This window comes from Legionella parisiensis (assembly GCF_001467945.1).
Classification (GTDB): Bacteria; Pseudomonadota; Gammaproteobacteria; order Legionellales; family Legionellaceae; genus Legionella; species Legionella parisiensis.
In genome coordinates this window covers 64050-76469 of record NZ_LNYQ01000013.1, presented here as the reverse complement: position 1 = coordinate 76469, position 12420 = coordinate 64050, and the positions used below count along the sequence as shown (strand labels likewise).

The following is a 12420-nucleotide window of genomic DNA, read 5'->3' as shown; positions in this document are numbered from 1 at the left end:
CATTATTGTGTATAATGATATCTTTTACTTTCACACTTAAGCTTCTATGCATGCCTTAGACATTAAACAATTATATAAAACTTATACGAATGGTGTACAAGCATTAAAAGGCATTGATTTAACCATACAAAAAGGTGATTTTTTTGCATTATTGGGTGCTAACGGTGCGGGAAAATCGACAACCATTGGCTTAATTTCTACTTTACTCAATAAAACATCAGGCAGTATCAATATTCATGGTTATGATTTGGAAAAAGAACCTGAGAAAGCCAAATCCTGTTTAGGCCTTGTACCTCAAGAAATTAACCTTAATATTTTTGAAAACTGCGTACAGATCCTGTTAAATCAAGCAGGATATTATGGAATTTCACGAAAAAATGCACAACCACGAGTTAACTCTCTCCTGCACCAATTAGGTCTTTGGGAGAAAAGGGATTCTATAGCACGACACTTGTCTGGTGGAATGAAACGTCGGCTCATGATCGCCAGAGCATTAGTTCATCAACCCAAGGTACTCATTCTTGATGAGCCTACAGCTGGCGTAGATATAGAAATAAGACACAGTATGTGGGAATTCCTCGCTCGAACTAATGCAGAAGGAACAACCATCATTCTCACAACCCACTATCTGGAAGAAGCAGAGCAGTTATGCAAAAACATTGCCATCATTGATAAAGGAGAAATCATAAAGAATTCCTCGATGAAGACTTTACTACAAACACTCCGTCATCAAACGTTCATCTTTAACACAGAAAATCGTATCGAAATTTTACCCGATTTATACCCCTTTAAACCCACTTTGATTGATAGCACAACTATAGAACTCCGTGTCGATAACAATTTGGACTTAAATGATGCATTTGCCTTGTTTAGCCAGCACGGAATAAAAATTCACAGTATGCGAAATAAAACCAATCGTTTGGAAGAACTCTTTTTGGATCTTATAAAAAATGGCCAATAAACAAGTTATTGCATTATACACTTTGGTAAGACGCGAGCTTGTGCGTATGTTTCGCATTGCAAGCCAGGTTTTTTTACCCCCAGTAATTACAACAACGCTGTACTTTCTCATCTTCGGTAGTTTAATCGGACCGCGTATCGGCTCCATTGATGGAGTCAGCTATCCAATGTTCATTGCTCCCGGATTGATTATGATGTCGGTCATTGTTAATTCTTATGGTAACGTATCTTCTTCGCTTTACAGTGTCCGCTTCCAAAAAAGTATAGAAGAAATGCTTGTCAGTCCAATGCATAACAGCCTCTTACTACTAGGCTATGTTTTAGGCGGGGTTTTTAGAGGGCTAATCGTTGCTATTTTAGTTTATCTTATTGCATGTTTTTTCTTAACCATTGAATTAAGTCACTTACCAATGACCCTATTGGTTGTATTGCTCGTCTCTGCTGTATTTTCACTAGCAGGTTTTACGAATGCAATGGTTGCTCGAAATTTTGATGATATTATGATTATTCCAACCTTTATACTCACTCCACTCACTTATTTAGGTGGCGTATTTTACAGCATTAATATGCTTCCAGAGTTTTGGCAAAAAATATCATGGTTGAATCCCATTTTATATATGGTTAACGCACTGAGACAAGCAATGATTGGTCAAAGTGAGGTCGATCTCGGGTTAGCCATGGGAATTATTTTTCTTATGTTAGCGTTACTCACATCCATCAATATGGTTTTATTAAAAAAAGGAGTAGGGTTTCGTGAATAATCATAATTCAAATGATTAAAACCGAAGATAAAGTGAACAATACAATACCAGGTTTAATCCCAGGCGCTACTTTGCAAACAACCAGGCTACCCTTCTACTTGCTTCAAGGACTCTACCATTATCAATACATGTACCCTGACTGCTTGGCAGCCAGGAACTATTGGATACGATTCCAGGGAACTCCTGGCTGTACACTTGCTGTGGATTGGGCCTTACTTAGCGCCGCTGTAACCCCTTAAAGCGTCGCAGGAGTCTGACAAACTAATGAGATATCGGCTATAGCAGCAACCTGAGCAGCGTCTGTTGCTGTACTCGTTGATGTACTCGTGACCTCAACGGTAGAAACAAATGACACGCTATCAGCACCACTACCACTTCCTGTATTAGCAGCCATGCCGTAAGTCCTAGCTTCGATTACGGGAGGAGCTATAGCCGTCCTTTTAATCACACCCTCTTTAGGGAAAGGAGCATTTACCATGCCATCAGCGGTAACACGTACACTTGCGCCTGCTCGAAGATATTCTCCCCTCGCCAAAACAAGTCCATCAATCACTTGAATGTTAGTCACGTTTCCAACTACATAAACACGTATTTCTGTTCCAAGTATGGCAAGTGATAAAATTGGAGTTTTAAGTGATTCTTTTATTTTTTCTGGTGTTTTTATTTCCAGTTTACCCTTACTTAACTCTGCCTTAATTTGTACCGCCTCCTTAGGAGCATAAGCCAAAATTTTGTAGTTCGAATTTTCTCCCATACTAACCAATGCGCCATTTGAATATTGTAGATTCGCCGCAGCACCATCACCAGTCACAACTTCATCACCGACTCCTACGCTGGAGCCGCGAGTGATCACTCGTTCAGCACCATTATGACGTGCTACGACTTTTTTCTGGGTGAATAAAACAGTGGCTGCAGTTTGAGCAAATAGCTGGCTTGCTAGCATGAATAATCCTGTAAATATTATTTTTTTCATATATATTCCTGTACAATTTTTCCATTACAAAGTAGTTACAATCCTTTGTCATTAAGAATCTTCCGATAAAATAATGAAAGATCACTTATGCTGATGCATATAAATTCCATCCCAGTTTCCAGGTGGAGGTGTTTCCATAAATGCTTTAATGCGTTCAAGGTACATCTGATATAAAAAAACATTTGGAAATTTGGTTTTTAGCATAGCAAATTTTTTTTCTGCGGACGACCAATTCTGAGTATAATAATCCTCTAAAGCTTTATGGTACTCTTCCAACTGAGTTAGAACCTCTTCAGAAATATCACCAACCTTACCGAGAGGTTGATATATAGTCAATCCGCTTTTTCGTCCCTTAACCGTAATTTTATCTATGGTTCTCCAAACAAACTGATGTTGTCCTGCCTGTGTTTTATCACTCACTAAAATAGTGACTTGGTAAAATTTCGTTAGATCTTGCAAACGGGAAGCAAGATTCACTGTATCGCCAATGACTGTATATGCACGGCGGAACTCTGAACCCATGTCACCAACATTCATCAATCCTGTTGCCAGGCCAATGCCAAAACTAACGGCAGGTAAGTCTTTTTCCTGTATTTTTTCATTGATTTCAGGTGTTTGCTTTACCATCGTAAGCGAGCACATAATAGCATGAGTTGCATGCTCTTCATCAACCATAGGCGCCCCCCAAAACGCAACAATCATATCGCCCACATATTTATCAATCGTACCTCTAAAGCTAAAAATTATTTCAGTAATAGGTGTGAAAAAAGCATTTAACAGGCGCTTCACATTAGAAGCCTCCAAGTTCTCACTAATGCTTGTAAAATTGCGAATATCACTAAATAGAACTGTCATATTTCGCTCTTGTCCTTCCATGCTGTACTGCTGAGGAGACTCTATAAGTTCTTTAACATAATCCTCTGGAACGTAATGACCAAACAGCTGATTTATTTTCTTTTTTTGTCTTCTTTCGATAATAAATAAATAGCCATAATTTGTTATAGTCTGAAGTACGATTAAGGTTAAAATCAGTGCTATAGGTAGATATAAACTTTGATAGACGAACAAATAAATAGATAAGGCCTGGATACCGATAATACTTATTACTGCGAGGATCAAAATTCTGGAAACACTCAAAATAGAAAATAAAAAAGTAAAAAATACTCCGATTAGTATTAAATACAATCGAGCTTTGGGAGTCCGCCAATCATATTCTGATACTAATTGCTGCCCGACAATACCTTGAACCATATTTCCTACCATCTCAACTCCAGGATACGATTGTGCAACCGGAGATTGGTGCAGATCAGCCAAAAGGATTATTGTTGACCCAATAATGGCAATTGCACCTTGCAATAGTTCTGGATTAATTTTGTCTTGGATAATATCTGTCGCAGAATAATAATTTTGTGCGCCAATCTGCCCCCAGAAGGGAATAAGAATCTGTCCATATGCGTTTGTAGGTATAAATACATTACCCATTTGAATTCCATACAATTGATGATGGCGTTTTTTAAGGGTAACGTGTTTAACCATCAAATAATTCATAGCTGTTGCAAGCGCCAACGTAGCGTAGAGTTTGTTGTCATAGCTTGCTAACATAAGCCCATGTCGTATCGTTCCGTCCAAATCTGGTACGTTCGTAACTGCTCCGGCTTGTGTCGACGCTTTTAGAAATAATGGCAAACAACCGTTATATCCGGAAAATTGATAAAGAGGGAGATCATCTCTGTATAAATATTTATCTTCAGGATTAGTTAAAGGCGAAGGTAACTCTCCCCTCTTGATTTCTTTATCATTATGAAATAAAAAACCCAAAACAACATTTTGCTCCAATAATGATTGAGCCAAAATACGATCGTTATCCACTTTGGGGGCAATTTGCTCAAGTAAATCAGGCAACTGTTTTTGTCCTTGGGATAATTGAGGCATTAATTTCTGCAACTCATTTTTGAGGCCTATTGCATAATTTACTTCTGCCTCAGCCATAACGATATCTGTTGCTATGGTCACAACACCATTATGCTTTAATTTATTAATCAAAGTAGCGATTTTATTTCTGGGCCAAGGCCATCGTCCTTCTTGTTCCACTGACTTATTATCAATATCAATGATAACAATTCGAGGAATCGTTTGATGTGGACGCCAGTTTAATTGGACGATGTAATCATAAATTCGATAGTCTAGCTGGGTAATGGATGAACTGAGTAGAGGAATATGAATTACATCAACAAAAAAGATAAGTACTGCCCAGAAAAAGCCTAGAAGAACTTGTGTCCCTTTAGATTTTAATGATCTTGGTGAGAAATAATGATCCTTCTTCACTAAATATTGTCCTTAAATACTTTCCTTAACAAAACCTCAAAAAGTGGGCAAAGATAAATTACACCGAGGTGCCTCGTTGACAATTCAACAGGTTGAGTTGCGAGGCCCTTAATCGTCTAAAGGGGGACTTAAGCAAACTTATATTCTAATGCAGCTAAAGTTTGATAACTCTGAAAAATTCCACTGGCATTATAATATTTTTCCTCAACACGAATGGTTGCATTTTTATAAGTTATGGCAATACCCCCGCCTACACGAAACCCGCTTTTATCCATGTTCAATTGAGGAAGAGAACCGTTTATTATGCTTGCAGGATCGATAAGTGGACGACTATTTGAAAATTGGGCTACTTGAATTAATCCACCGCTAATGAAAGGCATTACTGAGGGCTTAACAAAATAACCCAACTCTATATTTTCCAAAATTAAAGTAGCTTTATTTGTTAATGGCTCAATCACTTGAAATATAGCAGTAGATGGGAAAAAATAATTATACCTTCCAGTATTAATTTCACTGTACAACACCCCGAGATTAGCTCTCATGAGCAACTGTTTCCACGTTTTTCTATAAATTCCATTTACGCTGATAAACCAGTTGTCATTATTATTAGTTGCTTGAGCGATTAACGGGGTTGGAGCCATCACAATTTCGGTTACCGTATTAAATTTATTGTAACCATAACCTCCTGATACATCAGCATAAATATGAGGAGTGAACACTTTAAATATATGGCCGAAAATTGTATTGTTATGTATGGTCTGGTCTGAGGTTGTTACAAATCCTGGGTTTAATAAAAACTCAGAGCTAAGCGCACTATTAACTCTAAAATAATAAATACCTGCCATCATAGTCTGACCCAAGGAAATGTGGTCAGCTCCTGCAGAATAAAGATTTGAATGTCCGTTATACCGGTTAAAATTTGCACCTGAGGTTGAATCAAAATTAAAATCGGTATATCCATAGAGAAATTCTGGTGTTATTTTCTTCAGATACTCCGCAATCTTTGTGTTATTTGTTGTTTCATCTTTTGATAAGGTATTTGCATTAACGCAGAATCCATTGCATATGAAAAAAACTGATAAAATTAAGGATTGTATTTTCATCACATCTAAATTCCTTTTCAGAGAAGGTATTCACTTTTGGGGTATAATCATAAACTTAAAAGATACGATTATACAAGAACAGAGTCACACAGATTCTCTAATCATTGTTTTATTTTAGAGTTTTTCATTTACGCTTAAATCCTAAAGCCCCTAAGCGTTGCTCAATCGAAGGATGTGTTGCAAAAGCATTGCTTAAAGATTTCACAGGATCAATATCCGATGGGTTAAATAGATATGATGCCTGCCTTACCTGCTCATGAGGCGTATTACCGTATTCCGCTGAATAATGCTCCGCATTTTGCTGATGATCGTCGCTAATTTTCAGTAACGCCCGAGCTAAAGGTTCATTATCACGCATTAACTCTACGCAACCCGCATCAGCCATATATTCACGTGTTCGACTTAAGAATAAGGTCAACAAAATAGTAATTAAAGGCAAGACATAACGAAGAACAATAATAACCATCAATAATCGATTGTCTCCACGTCTTCCATCTCGCTTAAATACTGCAGAATAAAACAGTATATCCACCGCAATCAAAAGAATATTACTCAATACCGCAACCATTAGGGTTAGCTTAATATCATAGTGACGGATATGACTTAACTCATGCGCCATTACTGCTTGCAATTCTGCCCTATTCAACTTTTCTATTAAGCCTCTAGTAATTGCAACCATTGCTGATTTTTCACTATACCCGCTTGCAAACGCATTCATATAATCTGCTTCGATAATATAAACTTTGGGTATATACTGCAAACCGGCAGCGACCTTCATTTCCTCGACTACATTATATAATTGTTGTTCCTGCAAATCTTTGGCTGTTTGGGGTGTAATCTCACGATATTCGGTACCTAATAACATAATGCGATCGTAAAATGCATATGTTATTAACAATGATACTACGGCGAAACCAACCATAAGAAGAGTCGCATAGGGAGTGACCTGCAGCCGAATCAAAGCCAGAAAAATTTGCTGTAAAGGGACCTGTGGGTAGGTCGATTGCAAAACAAATAAATCAGCAACGAAACCCACAGCAAAAAAAATGGCAACAAAAAAGGCGATGACCGCACGTGTCTTGCGTTGATTCAATTTTATTTGCGCACGCCAATCCGCTACGCCGCCATGATAGTCTTCAAGACTCATATTCTAAACTCAAAATTTTACGGTATAGTCTTCTTTCGCTTGAATCTGTTCTTCAGGGAGCCCCCAGTAAACAAAGTCTTTATCAAGAGCAGAAGCAAACATGGACACCACCATGGACTCAAAGAACGATTTCTTTTTAGCGTAATAACGTTCTACACCATCGTTATAAGCCTGCTTAGAATAAGCCAATTTATTTTCGGTATTGACGATTTCTTCCTGCAATTGCATGACATTTTGACTTGCTTTCAAATCAGGATAATTTTCAAATACTAAATTAAGCCCAGATGCAATCTGTGAAATTTGGTTTTCTGCAGCAATGCGCCCCTGTTCATCCCCTGAAGCTTTAGCTGCTTGAGCTTGATTACGCAAAGCCACTACATCCTTTAAGGTGGTCTGCTCATAATCCATGTATTTTTTTACAGCTTCGATTAAAGACTCAAATACCTTAAAGCGACGATCCAGTTGGATATCTATTTGTTTTTTGTCGTTATTAATCGCCTCAATTAATTGAATTAGGGTATTGTAGATGCTAATAGCCCATAAAAATATAAGTACTACAATAATGATAAGGGCAATAAAAAAAGTACTCATTTTTCTTCCTATGTAAAATTTTCTACAATTTAGTTATAGATCGAAAATGATAAAAAAAACAGGGGAATTTCTGAGGATTTTGTTGAAGTAAACCGGAAGAGTGAGCGCGATGAGTAAAAATAAAGTTGGATGGTGTATCCATTTTATATCTTACTATTTATGCTGGATAGCTTGTTTCTATTTCGCAGCACAAAATAATGTATATCTTGGACCAATAAGTGGGTTCTTATTTATTGCTGTACAAATCGCCTGGCAGTCAATTAATCGATTGCCTTACCTAAATGCTTTATATTTTGCACTTCTTATCGGCTTTATTGGCTCAATTACTGATATGATTTGGCTGCATCAAAACTATATTTATTTTAAAGCAAATCCTTTTAGTTCTTATTTTACAGCGCCATGGATGATTTGCATATGGTTAAGTTTCGGATTGAATCTTATTTTTCTTAATGAAAAATTGATACATTACTATTTTATTTGGTTCCTGCTTATCCTTTTTTTAATGCCATTTGCCTATAAAATTGGCGAGGCATGCAATATAGTAGTTATCGAAAACGCCTATCCATTCTATTTTTTGGTGGGAATTACTTGGGCATTACTCTTACCAGCTTGCTTTTATGCATACAACTATTTAAAGAAATGCAATATCATGAACGCGCGCATCTAAAATCCGTCGACAATCCACTTGATTAAGCTAAACTGGTTTTAGAGCACCGAAAAGCAGACAATGAAGTATCTAATTAGCGAGGCACATAAAATCGCACCATTGGTCAAGACAATAGTATCGTCAATTCCAGGCCGAAAAATTATCGCGCATTCAAAATAGGTTTCAAAAATTGTCCCGTATAAGATCCAGCGCATTGAGCAACTTGCTCTGGCGTCCCTGTTGCCACAATACGCCCACCTTTGCTGCCGCCTTCAGGTCCCAGATCAATAATCCAATCTGCTGTCTTGATCACATCCAAATTATGTTCAATAATTACAATCGTATTCCCTTGCGACCGCAAACGGAATAATACTGCCAATAACTGCTTGGTATCATGAAAATGCAATCCTGTCGTAGGCTCATCGAGAATATATAAAGTACTTCCTGTATCCCTTTTTGATAGCTCACGGGATAACTTAATTCTCTGGGCTTCACCTCCGGAAAGAGTAGTCGCACTTTGTCCCAATTTAATATAAGACAAACCAACATCCATCAAAGTCTGACACTTTCTGGCTAATGCTGGAATCGCTGCAAAAAAATGACTTGCATCCTCAACAGTCATTTCTAAAACTTCGTGAATATTTTTACCTTTATAATGAATATCAAGAGTTTCTCGATTGTAACGCTTTCCCTTGCATACATCACATGATACATAAATATCAGGCAAAAAGTGCATTTCAACTTTAATAAGGCCATCCCCCTGACAGGCTTCACAGCGTCCACCACGGACATTAAAGCTAAAACGTCCAGGCTGATAACCACGTGCTCTGGATTCAGGAGTTGCTGCAAATAATTCTCGGATATGAGTAAAGATACCGGTATATGTAGCAGGATTGGAACGAGGAGTTCTGCCAATCGGGCTTTGATCAATATCAATTACTTTATCGCATAAATTTAAACCAGTAATCTCCTTGACTGAGCCAGGAGTAAATAAACTTGCCCTATTTAACAGATTCGCAGCGCTGGGATATAAAGTATCATTGATCAGGCTCGATTTACCTGACCCCGAAACGCCCGTAATGCAGGTAAGCAAACCCAAAGGAATACTGACATCGACATCAAGTAAATTATTACAAACGACTCCTTTCAAATGAATCATTTTTTCGGTATTAACGGCTAACCGCGTGTCTGGTATCGCTATGGATTGTTTCCCGGATAAATATTGCCCTGTCAATGAAATTGGCGATTGCATAATTTCTTGTGGCGTGCCGTGAGCAACAATTTCACCACCATGTACCCCCGCCCCCGGCCCTATATCCAGGACATAATCAGCACTTCGAATCGCATCCTCATCATGTTCTACAACGATGACCGTATTTCCCAGATTCCGTAAATGCATCAATGTTTTTAATAACCGATCATTATCTCGTTGATGCAATCCAATAGAGGGTTCATCCAAGATATACATGACACCAACCAGGCCTGAGCCAATCTGACTGGCTAAACGAATACGCTGCGCTTCCCCGCCGGATAGAGTTTCAGCACTACGAGTTAATGATAGGTAGTCCAGACCTACATTGACCAAAAATCCTAATCGCTCAACAATTTCCTTATTAATTTTTGTCGCAATTTCACCTTTATATCCTGTCATCCGTAAATTTTTAAAAAATACATAAGCTCTTTCAATGGGATATGCAGTAATTTCAGGCAAATTTTTATCATCAATAAATACGTGTCTTGCCTCTTCGCGTAATCGTGTACCATGACAACTCTGACAAGGACGCGATGATAAATATTTAGCAAGCTCTTCACGAATCATTCCCGAATCAGACTCACGATAACGCCGCTGCATATTCGGAATAATTCCTTCGAATGCATGTCGCTTTACCATATAACCGCCATTGGGTCGATGGTAATGAAAGTCTATAATTTCACGTCCACTACCATATAGAACAATTTGGCGCACTTCTTCCGGCAAATCACAAAATGCTGTATGGGTCTCAAAGCCATAATGTTGCGCGAGCGACTCAAGCATCGAAAAATAATAAGTAGTTTTTTTATCCCACCCGCGGATAGCACCCTCGGCCAAACTCACAGTTGGATCAAGGATGACCCGTTCGGGATCAAAAAACTGATCAACCCCTAACCCATCGCAAGCAGGACAAGCTCCTACAGGATTGTTAAAAGAAAAAAGCCTGGGTTCTAACTCACTAAGGCTGTATCCACATTCAGGACAAGCAAATTTGGAAGAAAAAACGAGATCGTCAAATTGCTCATCCATGGAAGCCACTATTGCAAGGCCTTCTGCCAAATTTAAAGCATTTTCAAATGACTCACTTAAACGCTGAGCAATATCAGGTCTGACTTTAAAACGGTCCACAACGACTTCAATGGTATGTTTCGTGCGTAAACCAAGCTTAGGGGGAGAATCCAACTCATAAAGCGTGCCATCAATACGCGCACGTACATAACCTTGAGCTTGCAATTGCTGCAACAACTGGACCTGCTCTCCTTTGCGTTCACGTACAACTGGAGCCAAAATCATCACTTTACTGTCAGTAGGTAAAGCTAAAACGTGATCCACCATCTGACTAATCGTTTGCGCATGCAAGCTAACGTGGTGTGTAGGGCAACGAGGCTCACCTACACGAGCATAAAGTAAACGTAAATAATCATAAATTTCGGTAATAGTACCCACTGTGGAACGAGGATTGTGGGAAGTGGCTTTTTGCTCAATAGAAATTGCCGGAGATAAGCCCTCTATTGAATCAACGTCAGGTTTTTCCATCATTGCTAGAAATTGCCGCGCATAAGCGGATAATGACTCCACATAACGACGCTGCCCTTCTGCATATAAAGTATCAAAGGCTAAAGAAGACTTTCCTGAACCAGATAAACCCGTAATTACAATTAATTGATCACGTGGCAAATCCAAGTCGAGATTTTTAAGATTGTGGGTTCTTGCACCACGTATGGTGATAGTTTGCATAAAATTCGATATTTTGGTTTAAACAACTGAGCTTGATTTTATATTTCGCGGCTACAAAACTATATAATTATACGCAAAAAAATAAAAAATCACATTCAAATCTATTTCAACCTTCAAACTTTTACCTTACAAAAGTTGTTAGAGACATATTTTTACTACAAAATATATACTACAATGAAAACCTTAATTTATTCTTTTTAAAAAATTAATCGGACTTTAATATGAAGTTTTTTACAAGGATTCTGTTATGGCTCATATTTTTCATACCTCCACTTACTCTTGATAGATAAAGTAACAATAAAATGTATCTATGGGTAAAAAGGAAAATTCATGAATACCTTAACTCGTTTTAAATTTTTTCTCTGGACATTTAGCCATTTTAAAGTACCCATGCTCGGTTATTTACGGCCACGACTCCTCCAACTCACGGATACTGACATTATTGTTTGTCTGCCCTTAAAAAGACGAAGTCGCAATCATTTACATTCCATGTATTTCGGAGCCTTATGTGCTGGCGCTGACTTAGCAGGAGGTTTACATGCTTTTTATCATGCGTCACAAAAACATCTTAGAGTCTCCCTTGTTTTTAAATCTTTTCAAGCACAATTTTTACGTAGGCCTGAATCTGATGTTTATTTCGTTTGTCATGAAGGAGCAAAAGTCAAAACCATGTTAGAGGAGTCTCAAAAAACTGGAGAGCGAGTGACGCGACCTATTCAGATCAAGGCTTATACAGATTACCCTGGCATGACAGAAGTGGTAGCAGAATTTATTTTAGAATTGTCAGTAAAAATAATCTCTTAGCTTAACTCGATTTTTTTAAAACACACTGGAAATATCCAAAAATCAGTCATTGATTTATCGAGAATAACAGGCGAAAATATCACCAAACTGTGATATTCTTAATGCCGGCGAATATTAACAG

The 12420-nt window shown here is 38.0% G+C and carries 11 protein-coding genes; 5 read left to right on the top strand and 6 right to left on the bottom strand.

The annotated features are described in order from the left end of the window. The first annotated feature begins 46 nt into the window (after positions 1-46). From Lpar_RS06345 to Lpar_RS06335, 3 genes are read left to right on the top strand one after another with little or no spacing between them, the layout of a single operon-like run. On the top strand, positions 47-961 hold the full coding sequence (locus Lpar_RS06345; RefSeq protein WP_058517148.1) for an ABC transporter ATP-binding protein: 915 nt from the start codon (positions 47-49) through the stop codon (positions 959-961). Then, positions 951-1721, top strand: a complete 771-nt coding sequence (locus Lpar_RS06340; protein WP_058517147.1) for an ABC transporter permease — start codon at positions 951-953, stop codon at positions 1719-1721. Before Lpar_RS06345 ends, Lpar_RS06340 begins: the two co-directional genes overlap by 11 nt. Positions 1722-1732: 11 nt before the next feature. Then, on the top strand, positions 1733-1960 hold the full coding sequence (locus tag Lpar_RS06335; RefSeq protein WP_058517146.1) for a hypothetical protein: 228 nt from the start codon (positions 1733-1735) through the stop codon (positions 1958-1960). On the opposite strand, the gene Lpar_RS06330 is transcribed toward Lpar_RS06335, so the two are convergent. From Lpar_RS06330 to Lpar_RS06310, 5 genes are all read right to left on the bottom strand, one after another. Then, positions 1957-2694 (bottom strand): FecR domain-containing protein, encoded by a 738-nt coding sequence (locus Lpar_RS06330; protein ID WP_058517145.1) that lies wholly within the window; start codon positions 2692-2694, stop codon positions 1957-1959. The genes Lpar_RS06335 and Lpar_RS06330 overlap by 4 nt on opposite strands. Before the next feature lie 81 nt (positions 2695-2775). After that, a complete protein-coding gene (locus tag Lpar_RS06325; RefSeq protein WP_058517144.1) occupies positions 2776-5019 on the bottom strand; it encodes a CHASE2 domain-containing protein in 2244 nt (747 codons plus the stop codon). Positions 5020-5147: 128 nt separating this feature from the next. Next, complete coding sequence (locus Lpar_RS06320) at positions 5148-6122, bottom strand: autotransporter outer membrane beta-barrel domain-containing protein (RefSeq protein ID WP_058517143.1); 975 nt, start codon at positions 6120-6122, stop codon at positions 5148-5150. A gap of 124 nt (positions 6123-6246) precedes the next feature. Further along, positions 6247-7269, bottom strand: a complete 1023-nt coding sequence (htpX, locus tag Lpar_RS06315) for a zinc metalloprotease HtpX (RefSeq protein ID WP_058517142.1) — start codon at positions 7267-7269, stop codon at positions 6247-6249. A gap of 9 nt (positions 7270-7278) precedes the next feature. Continuing rightward, positions 7279-7860 (bottom strand): LemA family protein, encoded by a 582-nt coding sequence (locus tag Lpar_RS06310; RefSeq protein WP_058517141.1) that lies wholly within the window; start codon positions 7858-7860, stop codon positions 7279-7281. Positions 7861-7969: 109 nt separating this feature from the next. Here Lpar_RS06310 and Lpar_RS06305 point away from each other — a divergent pair, with 109 nt between their 5' ends. Next, positions 7970-8527: a DUF2878 family protein gene (locus tag Lpar_RS06305; protein WP_058517140.1), complete on the top strand. Its 558-nt coding sequence runs from the start codon at positions 7970-7972 to the stop codon at positions 8525-8527. Positions 8528-8666: 139 nt separating this feature from the next. Here Lpar_RS06305 and uvrA read toward each other — a convergent pair whose 3' ends face one another. Then, entirely contained in the window at positions 8667-11495 is a 2829-nt protein-coding gene (uvrA, locus tag Lpar_RS06300; RefSeq protein ID WP_058517139.1) for an excinuclease ABC subunit UvrA, read from the bottom strand. A gap of 330 nt (positions 11496-11825) precedes the next feature. Here uvrA and Lpar_RS06295 point away from each other — a divergent pair, with 330 nt between their 5' ends. Further along, entirely contained in the window at positions 11826-12299 is a 474-nt protein-coding gene (locus Lpar_RS06295) for a DUF4442 domain-containing protein (RefSeq protein ID WP_058517138.1), read from the top strand. Positions 12300-12420: the final 121 nt, after the last annotated feature.